This window comes from Pseudomonas sp. p106 (assembly GCF_003936645.1).
GTDB classification, from domain to species: domain Bacteria; phylum Pseudomonadota; class Gammaproteobacteria; order Pseudomonadales; family Pseudomonadaceae; genus Aquipseudomonas; species Aquipseudomonas putida_E.
The window spans coordinates 133,979-151,384 of record NZ_RHQR01000009.1 but is presented as its reverse complement, the minus strand read 5'-3'; the positions used below and the strand labels follow the sequence as shown (position 1 = coordinate 151,384).

The window sequence follows — 17,406 nt, the reverse complement described above, 5'->3', positions numbered from 1 at the left end:
TCGAATCTCCATTGATCAGGCAGTTACGGCATTTTCAGGGGTGGCAGTCGGTGCAGCCGATCGCTGCAGTTGAGCGCGGTAGCGGGGCAGGGCCATGCCCAGGAATACGGTGGAGAGCATCAGCATCGACATGGAGGTGGCCAGGGCGTAGCGCAGCGCTTCGGTGCCGAGGGAAGGGGCAAACAGGTCGCTGAGTACACCGATCAACAGCGGGCCGACGCCGACACCCAGCAGGGTCATGGCCATGACGAAGATTGAAGTGGCCTGGGCCAGGCGCGCAGCTGGGAACAGATGCGTGACGGCGCCCAGGCACGGGGTCGCCCACCAGGTACCAAAGAAGGCAAAGCCTGCATAGAAGAGGAACGCGGTCGGTACCGGGGTGCTGCCCAGATGGAACAGAATGCCGGTTGGCCAGAGGAAGTACGCCAAGCCGAACGGGATACTGACCACGGTGGCAAGCAGCGGTACGCCGATCTGCCAGCCGGCATCACGGCGGGCCATGCGGTCGGAAATGATGCCGCAGGCCAGGGTGCCGAAGGTGGCGCCGCTGCCGCCCACCACGCCGACCAGAAAGCCTGCATCCTGCAGGTTCAAGCCGTGGGAGCGGATCAGGAAACTCGGGCTCCAGGTGCCAATCGCATAGCCGGCGATGGCGCTGGACGCGCCGGTCAGTACAAGACACAGGAACGAGGGGGTTTCCATCAGCTTGGCCACCGTCTTTGCCCAGCCTTCCTGAATGACTTCGACCTTGGTCTGCATTTCGCTGGCAATTGCCGGCGCACGGACCGTGAGCCACAGCAACAGCCCCAGCAGGATGCCCGGTACGCCAATGATCAGGAACGCCGAGCGCCAGCCGTAATGCTGGGCGATCCAGCCACCGAAACCGAGGCCGAATATCGCGCCGAAGCTTGAGCCGAGCATCAGGATGGAAAGGGCGGTGGAGCGGTTTTTTGCCGGGTAAAGTTGCGAAATCATCGCCACCGAAGGCGCCGTACCGCCAGCTTCACCGACTGCTACACCGATGCGCGCCAGAACCAACAGCCAGAAACTGGTGGCCAAGCCGCAGGCCATAGTCATCACACTCCAGGCAATGCAGCAGGCGGCAATCACCGGTTTCGGCCCGATACGGTCGGACAGCCGGCCCAGGGGGAAGCCGAACAGGGTATAGAACACCGCGAAGGTCACCCCCGAAAGCAGGCCGATGCCCGTGTCGGAAATGCCGAACTCCGCCTTGACCGGCTCGATCAGGATCGCCATCAGCTGCCGGTCGATGTAGTTGAAGATGTAAATAACGGCCAGCACGAACAGTGCGTAGTGGCTACGCCAGGTAACGCGGTTGGAAGAGTTCACGACGGGTGCTCCCGGTTTTGTTCTAGTGAGCAGGAGCGTGGCGCCGATCATGCTCGGGCACATCGTCCATTCAGACCACTTGCTTACGGCACATCGTGCAAGCGCGGCTGCGTAGTCTTATCGGACGATGTTGCGGTTTTGTACAGGGTTAATGATTTGTCCCGTGCTCGATCATCCAGCGTGCTGTGCAGGTGATCGGGGAAGCCAAGGCTTGCGGGAGAACAACGATGAAGTTAGCGAACAAAGTGGCCCTGATCACGGGCGCCGGGCAAGGCATGGGGCGGGCGATTGCCCAGCGCTTTGCCGAGGCCGGCGCACGGGTGGTGGCGGCCGACATCAACCTGCAGGCTGCCGAGCAGACGATCGAAGGGCTCGGTGAGCACGCCCTGGCGTTGGCGTGCAACGTCGCCGACGGCGACTCGGTGGCGGCGGCGATGCACAAGTTGGAAGCCCGTTTCGGCGCCCTCGACATCCTGGTCAACAACGCCGGTATCGGCTCGGTCGACGCCTTTGTCGACACCCCGGACGCGCATTGGCAGCGGGTCATAGGCGTCAACCTCACGGGGACGTTCCTGTGCAGCCGTGAAGCTGTGCGGCTGATGCAAAAGCACGCCATCCAGGGCGTGGTGATCAATATATCCAGCACCGCCGCGATGACTGGCGAAGGTCCAAGCCATTACTGCGCAGCCAAAGCCGGCGTCATGGGGCTGACCCGCAGCATGGCGCGGGAACTGGCCGCCAGTGGCATCCGCGTCAACACCCTGGTGCCCGGCCCGACCAACACCCCGATGATGGCCGACATCCCCGATGAGTGGCTGCAGGGCATGCTCAAGGCAATCCCCCTGGGCCGCATGGGTGAGGTCGACGAGATCGCCCGCGCCGCCGTGTTTCTGGCCAGTTCCGACGCCAGCTTCATCACCGGTCAGAACCTCGCCGTCAACGGCGGCATGGCCTTCATTTGAACCGGGAGCAGGCAATGAGCACACGACTTCAAGGCAAGATCGCATTCATTACCGGTGCCAGCTCCGGGATCGGTGCCGCCACCGCCCGACGCTTTGCCCAGGAGGGCGCCACCGTGGTGCTCTGCGGGCGTAATCAGGCGCCCTTGGAAGCTGTGGCCAGCGCCATTCGCGAAGCGGGTGGCAAGGCCCATTGGCAGGTCGCCGATGTCAGCGACGAGCAAGCCTTTGTCGGCGCAATCGAAGCTACGGCGCAGCAGCATGGCCGCCTGGACATCCTGGTCAACAACGCCATGGCCTACACCTGGGGTGCCATCGACAGCACCAGCACGGGCGACTGGCACGCCAACTTCCGCACCACCGTGGACGGCACGTTCTGGGGCACGCGCACGGCCATGGCGCTGATGAAAGCCCAGGGCGGCGGTGCCATCGTCAACATCGCCTCGATCTGCGGGTTGTTCGGTACGCCCTGGATGGCCGGCTACTCGGCAGCCAAGGCCGCAGTGATCAACTTCAGCCGCGCCGCAGCCAGCGAAGGGGCGGCCAACAGGATTCGCTGCAACGTGGTGGTCCCGGGCGTCATCGAAACCCCGGCAACCGCGGGCATGCTGGCCGACGCCAAGGCCCGCGGCAATACCGAGAAACTGATTCCGCTGCGCCGTATCGGCCAGGCGCAGGAGGTGGCCAACGCGATTTTGTTTCTGGCCAGCGACGAGGCGTCCTATATCACCGGTGCGTGTGTGCCGGTGGATGGTGGGCGCAGCTCGGAACTCTACACGGTGCTGGAGTGATGAGCATGGAGCCGAACATGTTGTTGGCACGTATCGAACGGCTTGAATCGATCGAGGAAATTCGGCAACTGGCGGCCAAGTACTCGCTGTCGCTGGACATGCGCGATCTTGATGCCCACGTCAATCTGTTTGCCGAAGACATCCGCGTTGGCCGCGAAAAGACCGGCCGCGCGCACCTGAAAGCGTGGGTCGATGCCACCTTGCGCGATCAGTTCAGCGGTACCTCGCATCACCTGGGCCAGCACATCATCGAACTGCTTGACGCCGACAATGCCGTTGGCGTGGTGTATTCCAAGAACGAGCATGAGACTGGCCCCGAGTGGGTGACCATGCAAATGCTCTATTGGGATGATTACCAGCGCATCGAGGGCCGTTGGTACTTCCGTCGCCGTCTGCCGTGCTACTGGTACGCCAGCGACCTCAACAAGCCGCCAATCGGCGAGCGAAAAATGCGCTGGCCAGGGCGTGAACCCTATGCCGGCAGCTTCCACGACCTGTTCCCGTCCTGGGCCGAGTTCTGGGCCCGGCGCCCGGACAAGGATCAACTGCCGGACGTCGCCCCGGCCGCGCCCCTGGAACATTTTCTAGCCACCCTGCGACGCGGTGCTGCGGCACCGAAGATTCGTGTGCGCTGAGGAATCGCGATGAGCATTTTGTTTGAACCCCTGCGCCTGGGCGAGCTGGAGCTGAGCAACCGCATTGTCATGGCGCCTATGACCCGCAGTCGCGCCAGTGCACAGGCGGTGCCGACGGCTGAAATGGTCGACTATTACCGTCAGCGTGCCAGTGCCGGGCTGATCATTGCCGAGGGCACCGCGCCGTCGGCCGATGGGCTGGGCTATTGCCGCACGCCGGCCATCTACGACAGCGCGCAGATCAAGGGCTGGCGCCAGATCACCCGCGCGGTCAGTAAGGCCGGCGGGCGCATGGTGTTGCAACTGATGCACGTGGGCCGCGCCGCCAGTTGGCAGAACAAACCGGCCGGGGCACGGACCGTTGCCCCATCGGCGATACGGGCCCGCACCCAGGTGTTCTGCGACGGAGCAGGCTTGGTCGATACCGATGAGCCTCAGGCGTTGAGCCTGGAGGACATCGACCGCGTGATCGAGCAATACCGGCGCGCGGCGCTGAACGCCCGCGAAGCCGGTTTCGAAGGGGTCGAGCTGCATTGCACCAGTGGTTACCTGCCGATGCAGTTCATGGCGTCCGGCAGCAACCAGCGCAGTGATGGCTATGGTGGCGCGGTAGCCAACCGCGTGCGTTTTCCGGCCCAGGTGCTGGCCGCGATGGCGGCAGCGATCGGCGCGGGGCGTGTGGGTTTTCGCCTGTGCCCGGGTAACCCGTACAACGACATCAGCGACGCTGACCCGGCCGCCACTGCACAAGCCTTGTGCGAGCAGGTCGAGCCGCTTGGCCTGGCGTACCTGCACATCATGCGCTCGCCGCTGGCCGCACTGGATGCATTTGCCTTGGCCCGCAGCCATAGCAGCAGCGGGCTAATCCTCAATGACGGCTTCGACGGGCCTTCGGCCGCTGCGGCAATAGCAGCCGGGCAGGGCGCCGCGGTGTCGTTTGCCCGCCACTTTATCGGCAACCCGGACCTGGTCGAGCGCCTGCGCGCCGGCCTGCCGCTGGCCGGCTTCGACCGCAAGACACTTTATACGAAAGGCTCGCCTGGCTATTCGGACTATCCGACCCACGCCCAGGCGCCTGCATGAACAGCCGGTTTTATCGGAGGTAGGGATGAACAATTTCAATAACAACGCAAGCCTGCTGTCCAGTGTTGATCGCGGGGTCGTGCCGCGCGAACAAACCCAGGCCATCCTTGATCGCCGGGCCGAAGCCTCCGCGCGGATCAAACCTGCGGATCGCTATACCCTGGCCGATCGCCTCGAAGAACAGGCACAGCGTCACGGCGAGCGGCCTTTCGTCATTTATGGCGATCAGCGCTTGAGCTACGCCCAGGTCAACGCTCGGGCCGACCAACTGGCCCACGTTTTTCATGCCCGAGGCCTGCGCCCCGGCGATGTCTGCGCGTTGGCCATGGAGAACCGCCCGGCGTTTTTCTGCTGTTGGTTCGGCCTGGTCAAGCTCGGTGTGGTGGTGGGCTTCGTCAATACCCAGGTCAGTGGCCGGCCGCTGGTCCACGCTCTGGAGGCAATCGGGGCCAAAGCCATGCTGGTCGGCGAAGAGCTGCTGGGCAATGTGCTCGCCACCGAAGGCCTGCCGTCGCTGCCGCTGTGGCTGGTCGAAGATGCCGAGCAAGCATGGGCCGGGGTGATGCCTGCACAGGTCGACACCGGCCTTGCCGAAGCATTGGCCAATGCCCCGTGCACGCCATTCCCGCGTGACCTGCGTGCCGACCTGCGCGCCGAGTCGCCGAGCCTGCTGATTTTTACCTCAGGCACCACCGGCTTGCCGAAAGCTGCGCGTTACAGCCACATGCGCTGGATGTCGACGGGCGACATCATGGAAGTCACGCTGCAGACCACGCCCAGCGACGTGTTTTATTGCTGCCTGCCGCTGTACCACGGCGCAGCGGCCACTTCAGTGACGTCCACCGCGCTGAAAACCGGTGCGGCGATTGTGGTGCGGCGCAAGTTCAGTGTCCGCGAATTCTGGAAAGACGTGCGTGAGTACCGCATCAGCGTGTTCCAGTACATCGGCGAAATCTGCCGCTACCTGCTCAACCAGCCCGAGGCCGCCGGCGAACGTGAGCATGGCCTGCGTTGCATGCTCGGCGCCGGGCTGACGCGTGAAACCTGGCAGAACTGGGTGCAGCGTTTCGGCCCGATCCAGGTGTTCGAGGGCTGGGGTTCCACCGAGTCCAATACCAATGTGGTCAACGTCGACAACTACCTGGGTGCCTGCGGGCGCATACCGTTCTGGGACAAGAGCAACCTGCGCCTGGTGCGCTATGACGTTGAAACCGACAGCCACCCACGTGACGAGCAGGGCTTTTACCAGCTTTGCGAAGTGGGTGAGGTGGGTGAAGCCCTGGGCTTGATCATCGACCACCCGCAGATCGGCGGCGGCCGCTTCGAGGGTTACACCTCGGCCGGGGCAACCGAAAGCAAGATCCGTCGCAATGTCTTTCGCCAAGGTGATGCCTATTGGAGTTCGGGTGACCTGCTGCGTTATGACGAAGACGGCTACCTGTACTTCATCGACCGCATCGGCGATACCTTCCGCTGGAAGAGCGAAAACGTCTCGACCCTGGAGGTGGCGGCTGCGCTGGGCGATTTTGCCGGGCTTGAGCTGATCAACATCTACGGTGTGCAGGTGCCTGGGCAGGAGGGCCGCGCCGGCATGGCGGCGGTGCTGATGCAGCCTGGGCAGCGCTTTGACCCTCAAGCGTTCTATGCGCTGACCGAGGCGCGTTTGCCACGCTATGCGGCGCCAGTGTTCGTGCGGGTGTCGGCGGCGGCTGACCTGACCAGCACGTTCAAATTGCGCAAGGTCGACCTGCAGCGCCAGGGTTATGCGCCGACGGCGTTCAGCGACCCGCTGTTCATCCGTGACGAAAGCAGCCGCAGCTATGTGCCGTACAGCACACAGGTGCTGGAGCGCATTGGTCTGGCCGCTTTTGCCGGTGACGTCAGTGAGTAGCCTGGATGCCCAGGGGCACGAATGGCGCTCAGGCCTGCGCTTCCCCTGGCCGCAGCCACCGGCCAATGGCGAGGTTCAGCAGGTCGCCGAAGGGCTTTTTTGGCTGCGCATGCCGCTGCCATTCGGGCTTGACCACATCAACCTGTACCTGCTGCGCCACGACGAGGGCTGGGTGGCGGTCGATACCGGGCTCAACAATCTGCAGACGCGCGACATCTGGGAAGCGCTGTTTGCCACGGTATTGGGTGGTTTGCCGCTGGTGGCGGTGATCTGCACGCACTTTCACTCGGACCATGTCGGGGTGCTCGGCTGGTTGACCGAGCGCTTCCGCTGCCCGGTGTTCATGAGCGCCAGTGAATATCAGGCCATGCATCAGCTGGGCGAGCCGGGCGACATCGGCGCCAGCTGGGCGTTTTACCAGCATTACCAGCGCGCAGGCTTCAACCAGGAGCAGACCGCAGCGTTGTTTCCGCTGCTGGGCTCTGCGCACTTTCGGCCAGAGGTGCCGACCAGCTTCCGGCGCCTGAGCGAGGGCACCCAGCTGACGATCGGCGGGCGCCGTTGGCGGGTCCTGATCGGCCGCGGCCATTCGCCGGAGCATGCCTGCCTGCACTGCGCCGAGGACGGCCTGTTGATTTCCGGTGACCAGGTGCTGCCGCGCATCACCTCCAGTGTCTGCGTGCAAGTCACCGAGCCCGATGCCGACCCGCTGCGCGACTGGCTGGACTCGGTCGAGCGCTTGCGGGAGGTGCCCGACAGCGTGCTGGTGCTGCCGGCGCATGAACGGCCGTTTTACAACCTGCATTTACGCCTTGATCAACTGCGCGCGCATCACCAGGGGCACTTGCAACAGCTGTTGGCCGCCTGCACCGCGCCGCGCAGTGCCGTGGAACTGATGGCCGAGCTGTTTCCCAAGGTAAAGGGACGCTTCGATGAATTGATGGCGATTGGCGAGACCCTGGCGCATGTCAATTACCTGATTGCGCAAGGGCAACTGGTGCGTGAAGAAACAGCCGGCGTGTTCCGTTACGGGCGCACGCCCGAGGGTGTCATCGCTCAGTCGGTGCTAGGGCAGCTCTGAGCAGGCTGAGGGTAACGAGTGGTGTTCTTGCACTTTTGCGCGACCGTCAGGTCGTTAATCGGGAGAGGCAGTGTGACTAATAAAAACAACAAATATGGTGCTGGCCCAGGTGTATCGGGTTTCGAGTTATCGGGTCTGATGGTAGCAATTGCACTGGTGTCCACGCCCGCATGGTCCGGTGAAACCATCGAGTTCGACAACGGCACGACGATCGACTGGACGGTGACCACCAGCTACGGCCTGGGGGTTCGCCTGTCGGACCCCTCGAGCAAGCTGTTGACAGCCAACGCCGATGATGGCGACCGCAACTTCGACAAGGGCAGCCTGGTGACCAACCGTATCGGTGCCCTGGCCGAGATGATCGTGCGCAAGGACAACTACGGCGGGGTGCTGCGCGCCAGTACCTTCTACGATGACGTCTACCATCGCTCCAACGACAACGACTCACCGGGCACGGTCAACAAGGCCGGCGACCACAACGAGTTCACCAGCGACACCAAGTATTACAGCGGCGGGCGCAGCAAGTTCCTTGACGCTTACGTGTTCAGCGGTTGGCGCTTTGACAATGGCTCGATGCTCGACGTCAAGGCTGGGCGCCATATCGAGTCGTGGGGCGAAAGTTTGTTCTACCCCGGCGTCAGCGGTGTACAGAGCCCGTCCGATGCGGTCAAGGCCGCGCAGCCAGGGGTCGAGGTCAAGGAAGTGCTGTTGCCGGTCGGGCAGGTGTCGGCGTCGTATCGCTTGAACCCCCAGTGGACCTTGGGCGCTTACGTGCAATACGAATGGATGGGCACGGAGCTGCCGCCGGTGGGCAGCTACCTGTCCACCAGCGATGTGGTCGGGCCAGGCCGAGAGTTTCTCATCGGGGCCAATGGTTCGCGGATCAACTACCAAGGCACCGATGAACCGCGTGACAGCGGCCAGTGGGGAGCACAGGTACGCTTTCGCCCAGTGCCCGCCCTGGAACTGTCACTGTTTCATGTCAATTATCATGACAAGAACCCAGCCACTGCCCTGGTGGGTTACCGCGCCGTCCCGGCCGGGCCAGGCGTGTTCTTCGGGACGCCGGATGGCTACCGCATTACCTACTTTGAAGACATCAAGCTGACCGGGATCAGCGCCTCGACCAAAATCGGCGAGACCCAGATCGGCGGCGAGTGGTCATATCGCGACGGTGCCCCGGTGATGGTCAACACCGGCCTGGGCCCGACCCCTGCGCGCGGTAAGGGCCAGCAAATGCAGCTGTCGGCTATCCGCATTCTGGGTGACCGGCCTTGGGCGAGCCAGACCTCGCTCACCGCCGAGATCGTGCATGTGCGGGTCGACAGCGTTGATGAGGCCTCGGCCGCGCCGAACCTGCAGGGGCTGGGCAACAGCCTGATTCCGTCCATGCGCCCGCTGGTGCAACCGTCTGACGACTATACCTACAAGACCTCGACTGGCTGGCGCAGCAAGACCGCCAGTGCCTACACCCTGGGTGCCTCCTTCAGTTACCCGGGCGTGTTCGACGGCTGGGACCTGGAAGTGCCGGTGAACTTCTCCAACGTGTTCAGCGGTGCAACGCCGATGGCCGGGACCATCTCCGGGTTGCAAGGCGATCGGCGGTTGAGCATGGGCGCCACGTTCAAGTACCTGGGCAACCTGGAAGTCGCCCTGCGGGTCACTGGCTACCTGGGCGATGCTGACCCGGTCAAGCGCCTGCTGGCAGACCGCGACTACGGTACATTCTCGGTCAAATACAGCTTCTGATTGGCATGCCAGCGTCAGGGTTGAGTCAACCCTGGCGCCGGCCGCCGGCCTAGTCAAAATGGACGATCACTCGCCACGGCACCTGTGGCATGGTCGCAAGGCAAAAACCTCAAGCACACAGCCTTCGAGTGGGGGATACATGGGTCTTAAAGGTCATGCGGCGATTGTCGGCGCCGCGCAATACAAACCCGAGAAATACGCCACAGCGCCGCGAATGTTCCATCTCGAGCAAGTCGCCGACCTGGCGGCGCAAGCGCTGCGCGACGCCGGCTTGCGTGCCGAAGACCTCGATGGTCTGGTGATCAATGGCCCGCACTTCCACGAAGCTTCGGTGTTCGTACCGGCCATGGCCGCCGAATACCTGGGTTTGTCTGTCAATTTTGCCGAAGTGGTCGACCTTGGAGGTTGTACTGCGGTGGGCATGGTCTGGCGCGCGGCTGCGGCGATCGAACTGGGCCTGTGCCAGGCGGTGCTGTGTGTGATGCCGGCGCGCCTGGCGCCGATGGGCCCCGACGAAGATCCTGGGGCAATGGCCCGCGCCATGCGTTACGGCGGTCACAGCACCGCCTTCGGCGCGCCGGAGGCGGAGTTCGATCTGCCTTACGGCCACATGGGCCAGAACACCGGCTACGCCATGATTGCCCAGCGCTACGCCGCGCAGTACGGTTACGACCCGGTGGCCATGGCCAAGATTGCCGTTGATCAGCGCACCAATGCCTTGGCCAACCCGCAGGCGATGTTCTACGGGCAGCCTTTGACGGTCGAGCAGGTACTGGCGAGCAAACGCGTGGCTGATCCTTTGCACGTACTCGAGATTGTCATGCCGGTGGCCGGCGGCGCGGCACTGATCATTGCCTCCAAGGAAGTGGCCGCACGTGCACGCAAGCGCCCGGCATTCATCACAGGCTTCGGTGAGCACCTGGCGTTCAAGTCGCCTTCGTATGCACGGGACATGCTCAACACCCCGATTGGCCCTGCTTCGCGCCGTGCGTTCGAGATGGCCGGCCTCAAACCGGGTGATGTCGATGCGGCGCAGATCTATGACTGTTACACCATTACCGCCTTGCTGACCCTGGAAGACGCCGGGTTCTGTGCCAAGGGTGAGGGCATGCAGTTTGTTCGCGAGCATGACCTGACCTGGCGCGGCGATTTCCCGATGAATACCCACGGTGGCCAGCTCAGCTTTGGCCAGGCGGGCGCTGCAGGGGGAATGTCACAGGTGATCGAAGCTGTTACGCAGATCAGCGGTGAGGCGGGTGAGCGCCAGCTTGAACGCTGCGACGCTGTCTACGTCTCGGGTACCGGTGGCGTGATGAGTGAGCAGGCCGCCTTGATTCTTCAGGGAGCATGACCCGTATGTCGAACAATAAGCCAATGCCGGTGCCGACCGAAATTTCTGCGCCGTTCTGGGAAGGCCTGAAGGCACAGCGCCTGTTGATCCAGCAGTGCAACGCCTGTGAACACTGGGTGTTCTACCCGCGCAGACACTGCCCGCAGTGCCTGGCCCATGACCTGAGCTGGCGCGAAGTCAGTGGTGGCGCCACCCTGTACAGCTTCACCGTGGCCCGCATTGCCACGTTGCCGGATTTTGCCGATGAGATGCCGCAAAAGCTGGCCGTCATCGAGCTGGACGAAGGCGTGCGAATCAACACCACCCTGGTGGGGCTTGAAGAGGATCAGATCCGCATCGGCATGCGGCTCAAACCGGTGTTTGCCGAAGTCGACGCCAAGGGCACCCGTTTACTGCGCTTTACCGGTCCGGACCAGGACAGCGCAGCGCTGCAGCGCTACAACGGTGCGCCTCAGGCGCAAGCGCAGGAGCAGGGTGAAGCCGCACCTGTACGCTTGATCGCCATGGACGATGACGTGGCGCTGCAGAGCCTGGTCAGCAACACCTTCAGCGCCTGGAGCAACGAGATCGTTATCGATCAAGCCCTGATCGATGCCTTTGCCGCGCTGTCGGGTGATGACTACTGGATTCACACCGATCCGCAGCGTGCGCGCAAAGACAGCCCGTTTGGCGGCACCATTGCCCACGGCGCGTTGGTGCAGGTGTTGCAGTCCCGGCTCAAGCTGGCGCTGGGTTATGAAATCACCGGCTTCAGCACCATGGTCAACTACGGCTCCGACCGCCTGCGCTTCCCGGCGCCGGTGCCGGCCGGCTCGCGTGTTCATGCGCGGGCCAGGGTCAAGCAGGTGGCGCGGGTCAAGCGTGGCACCCAGTTGACCCTGGAGGTGAATACCCACGTCGTCGGCAGTGATCGCCCCTCGGTCATCAACGACCTGGTGATCCTGTACATGTAACCCCTGCGGTGGGCGCAAGCTTGCCCTGCGATGCGATGTGCCTGGCGCATCGCTATCGCGGGGCAAACCTGCTTCCACCGCCTGCATTTCAGTATTGCCGATAGATCAACTGCTTAGTCTCAACGGACGATGAGCACCAGGCCCGCCCTCAGCACAATGAAGACCAACAAAGGTCCAGTCATTGAGGAGCAGGGCATGATGGATATTCGGGGGCTGAGCTACTTCGTCGCTCAAATCGAAAACCTCAGTCAGTGGCAACGTTATGCCGAAGACGTACTGGGCATGATGGTATTGCCCGCGCCCGGTGGCGGACTGTACGTGAAGATGGATGAGCGGCCGTTTCGCATGCTCATCGTCGAAGGCGCCGAGGCGGGCTACCTGGCCTCTGGCTGGGAGTTGGCCAGTGAGCGGGCTTTCAACGCCGCATTACAGGCCCTGGAGCAGAACGGTGTGCGCTGGGAAGCAGGCACTGCCGCCGAGATCGAGCAGCGCGGCGTGCAGGCACTGGTCAGTGTGCTGGACCCCTCCGGCAACCGCCACGAGTTGAGCTGGGGGCATCGTTCCGACTGCCTGCCATTCGTTTCGCCGCAAGGCGTGCCGGGCTTTGTCACCGGCGACATGGGCCTGGGCCACACCGTGCTGCCGGCCACGGACTTTGACGCGACCCTGGCCTTCGTCAAGGACGTGCTGGGCTTCGAGCTGTCGGACATCTTCAACTTTCGCCCCGACCCGGCAGCCCCGCCAATCCGCATCCACTTCCTGCATTGCCGCAACAGCCGCCATCACTCGCTGGCGCTGGCGGAGTACGCGGTGCCGTCAGGCTGCGTGCACGTGATGGTCGAAGTGGGCTCGATGACTGAAGTGGGCCGTGCCCATGACCGGCGCCTGGCCCACCAGGTACCGCTGTCGGCAACCCTCGGCCAGCACCTCAATGACCGGATGACCTCGTTTTACATGAAGACCCCGTCCGGCTTCGACCTGGAGTACGGCTACGGCGGCCTGCAAGTGGACTGGGCTGAGCATTCGGCCTTCGAATTTACCCGGGTAAGCCTGTGGGGGCATGACTTTTCCGTCGGCCAACAGCAAGGAGATGTGCAATGAACAAGCAAATGACGGCGGCCGATGCCGTGGCGCACCTGCGCGATGGCATGACCATCGGCTTCGGCGGCTGGGGGCCACGGCGCAAGCCAATGGCGGTTGTACGCGAGATTCTGCGTTCCCCCGTCAAGGACCTGACTGTGGTCGCCTACGGTGGCCCGGAAGTGGGCATGCTGTGTGCGGCGGGCAAGGTCAAGAAGTTGGTGTTCGGCTTTGCCACCCTCGACGCCATTCCGCTGGAGCCCTATTACCGCAAAGCCCGCGAAGCCGGTGGGCTGGAGTTGCTAGAGGTGGATGAAGGCATGTTCCAGTGGGGCCTGCGTGCAGCGGCCATGCGTTTGCCGTTTCTGCCGACCCGCTGCGGCCTGGCCACCGATGTCACACGGCTGAACCCAGCGCTTAAAACCATTCAGTCGCCGTATGACGACGGTGAAGTGCTGCTGGCCATGCCCGCCCTGAACCTGGACGTAGCGTTTGTCCACGTCAACGTCGCCGACCGCCTGGGCAACACCCTGGTGACCGGCCCGGACCCATATTTCGACCACCTGTTCGCCCGCGCTGCCCAGCAGTGCTTCGTGTCTTGCGAGCAACTGCACGAACGACTGGAACTGACCACCGAGCAGGCACGCTGCAACACCTTCGAACGTTATTTGGTCAGCGGCGTGATCCATGCGCCGTTCGGCGCCCACCCGACCGCCTGCCAGCCCGAGTATGGCTGGGACCTGAGCCACCTCAAACGCTATGCCGCCAGTGCCGGTGAAGAGGGCGGTTGGCAAGCCTATGTGGCGCAGTACGTGGCGGCCGGTGAGCGGGCTTATCAAGAGCACAACGGCGGTGCCGAACGCATGGGCTCTCTGGCCCTGCCAGTGTTCTGAGGAGGATGAAAATGTCGACTACCTGTGAATTTACCCTCGCCGAACTGATGATTGTCGCGGCCAGCGAAGCCTGGCGTGACAACGGCGAGCTGATTGCCTCGGGTCTTGGTGTGATCCCGCGCCTGGGCGCCAGCCTGGCCAAGCTCAGCCACAGTCCGCAACTGCTGATGACCGACAGCGAGGCCTACCTTGTCGAAGAGCCGATCCCGCTGGGGCCGCGTGGTGATCATGTGCCGAAATATTCCGGTTCGCTGAACTTCGAACGGGTGTTCGAGTGCGTCTGGGGAGGCCGCCGTCACGCCATGATCGGCCCGACGCAGATCGACCGCTGGGGCCAGAGCAACCTTTCCTGCGTGGGCGATTACCACAAGCCCAAGGCCGCAATGCTCGGTGTGCGAGGGTTGCCCGGCAACAGCATCAACCACATCAACTCGTTCTTTGTGCCCAGCCATAACACCCGCGTGTTCGTCAGCGGCGAAGTGGACATGGTCTCTGGCGTCGGGTTCAAGGCCGACCGCTGGCCACAAGGGGTACGCCGCGACCTGATGGACATCCGCCTGATCGTCACCGACTTGTGCGTGATGGATTTCGACGGCCCGGACCGCGCGGTTCAGGTGCGCAGCTTGCACCCGGGTGTGAGCTTCGAGCAGGTGCAGGAAAACACCGGTTTCCCGTTGCTCAAGTCAGCGTCGCTGAAAGAGACCGTACACCCGACGCCTGAGCAACTGGCCCTGATCCATCGGCTCGACCCCCATGATCTGCGCAGTTCGGCGATCAAGGGCAACCCGGCTGGCATTCGCGTGGCGTAAGGCGAGGGACATGAGCATGAACAGCCCTGACAGTGAATTCGTCGAGCGTGCAGACCATTCGGTCTACGAAACGCAGGAGCCGGTGTTGTACAGCGTGGCAGAAGGTATCGCCACGCTGACCATGAACCGGCCAGGCTTCAACAACGCGCAGAACTCGCAGATGACCTATGCGCTGGATGCGGCGCTGCGCCAGGCCGTCAACGATGACGCGGTCAAGGTCATTGTGCTGCGCGGGGCCGGCAAGCATTTTTCGGCCGGCCATGACATTGGCACGCCCGGGCGCGATATCAACAAACCGTTCGAGCGTGCACACCTGTGGTGGGATCACACCAACAAGCCCGGCGGCGAGCAGCTGTATGCCCGTGAGCAAGAGGTGTACCTGGGCATGTGCCGGCGCTGGCGTGAACTGCCCAAGCCTACCATTGCCATGGTCCAGGGTGCGTGTGTGGCCGGTGGGCTGATGCTGGCCTGGGTCTGCGACCTGATCGTGGCCAGCGACGATGCGTTTTTCCAGGACCCTGTGGTACGCATGGGCATTCCGGGGGTGGAGTACTTCGCCCACCCGTATGAGCTGAACCCGCGCATCGCCAAGGAGTTTCTGTTCACTGGCGACCGCATGAGCGCCGAGCGCGCCTACCAGATGGGCATGGTCAATCGGGTACTGCCGCGCGAAGACCTGGAGCAGGGCACCTATGCGCTGGCGGCCGGCATTGCCCGGCAGCCGCGAATGGGCCTTGCACTGACCAAACAGGCCATCAACCACGTCGAGGATCTGCAGGGTAAACGCACGGCGATGGACGCCGCCTTTGCCTGGCACCACTTCGCCCATGCCCACAACGAGTTACTGTCGGGTGACAAGCTGGGCGGCTTTGATGCCAAGGCCATGGCCCAGGCCAACAAGGCCGCCGCCAGTGGAGAGCAGGCATGAGCCGCTGGTTGTGTACGCCGCTGACCGAAACCCTGGGCTGTCGCTACCCGATCGTGCAGACCGCCATGGGTTGGGTTGCAGACGCCAACCTCGTGATTGCCACGACCCGCGCCGGTGGTTTCGGTTTTCTGGCCGGGGCAACGATTGCGGCCGATGCCCTGGAGGGCGAGATCAACAAGGTCATCGCCGCCACCGGTGGCAGCAATTTCGGCCTGAACTTCCACATGTTCCAGGAAAACGCGGCGCAATGCGTTGACCTGGCGATTCGCTACCGCCTGCGTGCTGTCAGTTATGGACGAGGCCCGGACAAACAAACCATCGCCCGTTTCAAGGCCGCCGGGGTGCTGTGCATCCCGACGGTGGGCGCACTCAAACACGCCCTGAAGGCGGTGGAGCTGGGCGCGGACATGATCACCATCCAGGGCGGCGAAGGCGGCGGCCATACCGGTGGTGTGCCCAGTTCGATCCTCTTGCCCCAGGTACTGGCAGCGGTGTCGGTACCGGTGATCGCCGCGGGCGGTTACTCCACCGGCAGAGGCCTTGCCGGCGCGCTGGCGGCCGGCGCCGTGGGTATTGCCATGGGTACGCGCTTTTTGATGACCCGCGACTCGCCTACGCCGTCGAGCACCTTGGTGCATTACCTCAAGGTCAACGACCCGCAACGGGTGCGGGTGACCACTGCGGTGGACGGCATGCGCCACCGCATGATCGAGAACCCGTTCATCAACCGCCTGGAGCAGGCCGGGCCATTCGGGCGCTTGCGCATCGCGTTGCGCAGCGCCTGGAAATGGAAGCAGCAAACCGGCATGAGCCTGAGCCATTTGTTCGGTGTTCTGCGCCAGGCACTCAAGGAAGACCCCGGCGCGCTGTCGCAAACGGTGATGGCCGCCAACCAGCCGGTCCTGCTGCAGCGTTCGATGATCGACGGTGTTCCGGACGAAGGCATTCTGCCCAGCGGCCAGGTGGCCGCCGCCATTGGCGAACTCAAGAGCTGCCAGCAAGTGATCGAAGAAATTGCCCAGGAAGCCGAGCGCTGCCTGGATGCCCTACTGGCTCGCCGTAGCGAGCATCAGCCTGCCGAACGTTGGAGAACACCCTCATGAGTCAAGCATTTACCACACAGATCGAAGCGGGCATTGCCGAGCTGGTGCTGGCCAAACCGCCGGTCAATGCCCTGGGCAGCCAGGAGTGGATGGACCTGGCCCATCAGATCGAAGCACTGGGCGCCAACCCCGAGGTCCGGGTGATCGTCATCCGTGCCGAAGGGCGCGGTTTCTGCGCCGGTGTCGACATCAAGGAACTGGATGCCCACCCCGAGCGCATCGTCGCGGTCAATGCCGGTAACTATGCGGCGTTCAAGGCGGTGCATCGCAACCCGGTGCCGGTCATCGTCGCCGTGCACGGCTTCGTCCTCGGCGGCGGTGTCGGCATTACCGGCGCTGCCGACATTGTCGTGGCCTCCGAGTGCGCCACCTTTGCCTTGCCAGAAGTCGACCGTGGGGCCATGGGCGGCGGCGCGCACCTGCAGCGTTTGTTCCCGGTGCAGAAGGTTCGGTATCTGTTCTTCACCGGCGACAAGATCGGCGCCGCCGAGGCCGAGCAGTACGGCTTCATCGAGCGCGTGGTGCCCAAAGAGCAACTGCGTGAAACCGCGCTGGAAATTGCCGCCAGGATCGCCGCCAAGAGCCCGGTGATGATCCGTATCGCCAAGGAAGCCCTCAACGGCATCGAGGACGGCAACCTGGAAGACAAATACCGCTGGGAGCAGGGGCTCACCCTGCAGGCCTACACCAGTCCGGATTCTGCGCAAACCCGCCGCGCGTTCGTCGAAAAACGCGACGCCAAGTTCTGAG

The 17,406-nt window shown here is 63.4% G+C and carries 16 protein-coding genes; 15 read left to right on the top strand and 1 reads right to left on the bottom strand.

The window, feature by feature from the left end; translation table 11 throughout:
• Nucleotides 1–15 precede the first annotated feature (15 nt).
• Entirely contained in the window at nt 16–1,350 is a 1,335-nt protein-coding gene (locus EGJ09_RS13870) for an MFS transporter (RefSeq protein ID WP_125924175.1), read from the bottom strand.
• 227 nt (nt 1,351–1,577) lie between these two features.
• Between EGJ09_RS13870 and EGJ09_RS13865 the strand changes: the two genes are divergently transcribed.
• From EGJ09_RS13865 to EGJ09_RS13795, 15 genes are all read left to right on the top strand, one after another.
• A complete protein-coding gene (locus EGJ09_RS13865) occupies nt 1,578–2,312 on the top strand; it encodes an SDR family NAD(P)-dependent oxidoreductase (RefSeq protein ID WP_125924174.1) in 735 nt (244 codons plus the stop codon).
• Between the two features lie 14 nt (nt 2,313–2,326).
• Entirely contained in the window at nt 2,327–3,100 is a 774-nt protein-coding gene (locus EGJ09_RS13860) for an SDR family NAD(P)-dependent oxidoreductase (protein ID WP_125924173.1), read from the top strand.
• A 5-nt stretch (nt 3,101–3,105) separates the two neighbouring features.
• Nucleotides 3,106–3,735 carry a nuclear transport factor 2 family protein gene (locus EGJ09_RS13855; protein ID WP_125924172.1) on the top strand — a complete coding sequence of 210 codons (630 nt, stop codon included), beginning with the start codon at nt 3,106–3,108 and terminating at the stop codon, nt 3,733–3,735.
• 9 nt (nt 3,736–3,744) lie between these two features.
• Entirely contained in the window at nt 3,745–4,818 is a 1,074-nt protein-coding gene (locus tag EGJ09_RS13850) for an alkene reductase (protein ID WP_125924171.1), read from the top strand.
• A 25-nt stretch (nt 4,819–4,843) separates the two neighbouring features.
• Entirely contained in the window at nt 4,844–6,709 is a 1,866-nt protein-coding gene (locus tag EGJ09_RS13845; protein ID WP_125924170.1) for a long-chain-acyl-CoA synthetase, read from the top strand.
• On the top strand, nt 6,702–7,790 hold the full coding sequence (locus EGJ09_RS13840; RefSeq protein WP_125924169.1) for an MBL fold metallo-hydrolase: 1,089 nt from the start codon (nt 6,702–6,704) through the stop codon (nt 7,788–7,790). The genes EGJ09_RS13845 and EGJ09_RS13840 overlap by 8 nt, the downstream gene beginning before the upstream one ends.
• A 72-nt stretch (nt 7,791–7,862) precedes the next feature.
• The gene (locus tag EGJ09_RS13835; protein ID WP_125924168.1) at nt 7,863–9,539 is read left to right on the top strand and encodes a DUF1302 domain-containing protein; all 1,677 of its coding nucleotides are present in this window, start codon (nt 7,863–7,865) and stop codon (nt 9,537–9,539) included.
• A gap of 139 nt (nt 9,540–9,678) precedes the next feature.
• A complete protein-coding gene (locus EGJ09_RS13830) occupies nt 9,679–10,890 on the top strand; it encodes a thiolase family protein (RefSeq protein ID WP_125924167.1) in 1,212 nt (403 codons plus the stop codon).
• 5 nt (nt 10,891–10,895) lie between these two features.
• On the top strand, nt 10,896–11,843 hold the full coding sequence (locus EGJ09_RS13825; RefSeq protein ID WP_125924166.1) for an OB-fold domain-containing protein: 948 nt from the start codon (nt 10,896–10,898) through the stop codon (nt 11,841–11,843).
• A 195-nt stretch (nt 11,844–12,038) separates the two neighbouring features.
• The gene (locus EGJ09_RS13820; protein ID WP_125924165.1) at nt 12,039–12,944 is read left to right on the top strand and encodes a VOC family protein; all 906 of its coding nucleotides are present in this window, start codon (nt 12,039–12,041) and stop codon (nt 12,942–12,944) included.
• Nucleotides 12,941–13,816 (top strand): CoA transferase subunit A, encoded by an 876-nt coding sequence (locus EGJ09_RS13815; RefSeq protein ID WP_125924164.1) that lies wholly within the window; start codon nt 12,941–12,943, stop codon nt 13,814–13,816. Before EGJ09_RS13820 ends, EGJ09_RS13815 begins: the two co-directional genes overlap by 4 nt.
• An 11-nt stretch (nt 13,817–13,827) precedes the next feature.
• Nucleotides 13,828–14,625 carry a CoA-transferase subunit beta gene (locus EGJ09_RS13810; RefSeq protein ID WP_125924163.1) on the top strand — a complete coding sequence of 266 codons (798 nt, stop codon included), beginning with the start codon at nt 13,828–13,830 and terminating at the stop codon, nt 14,623–14,625.
• A gap of 16 nt (nt 14,626–14,641) precedes the next feature.
• Complete coding sequence (locus EGJ09_RS13805) at nt 14,642–15,553, top strand: enoyl-CoA hydratase (protein WP_125924162.1); 912 nt, start codon at nt 14,642–14,644, stop codon at nt 15,551–15,553.
• On the top strand, nt 15,550–16,656 hold the full coding sequence (locus tag EGJ09_RS13800; RefSeq protein WP_125924161.1) for a nitronate monooxygenase family protein: 1,107 nt from the start codon (nt 15,550–15,552) through the stop codon (nt 16,654–16,656). Before EGJ09_RS13805 ends, EGJ09_RS13800 begins: the two co-directional genes overlap by 4 nt.
• Nucleotides 16,653–17,405 (top strand): enoyl-CoA hydratase family protein, encoded by a 753-nt coding sequence (locus tag EGJ09_RS13795; RefSeq protein WP_125924160.1) that lies wholly within the window; start codon nt 16,653–16,655, stop codon nt 17,403–17,405. Before EGJ09_RS13800 ends, EGJ09_RS13795 begins: the two co-directional genes overlap by 4 nt.
• Nucleotide 17,406 lies beyond the last annotated feature (1 nt).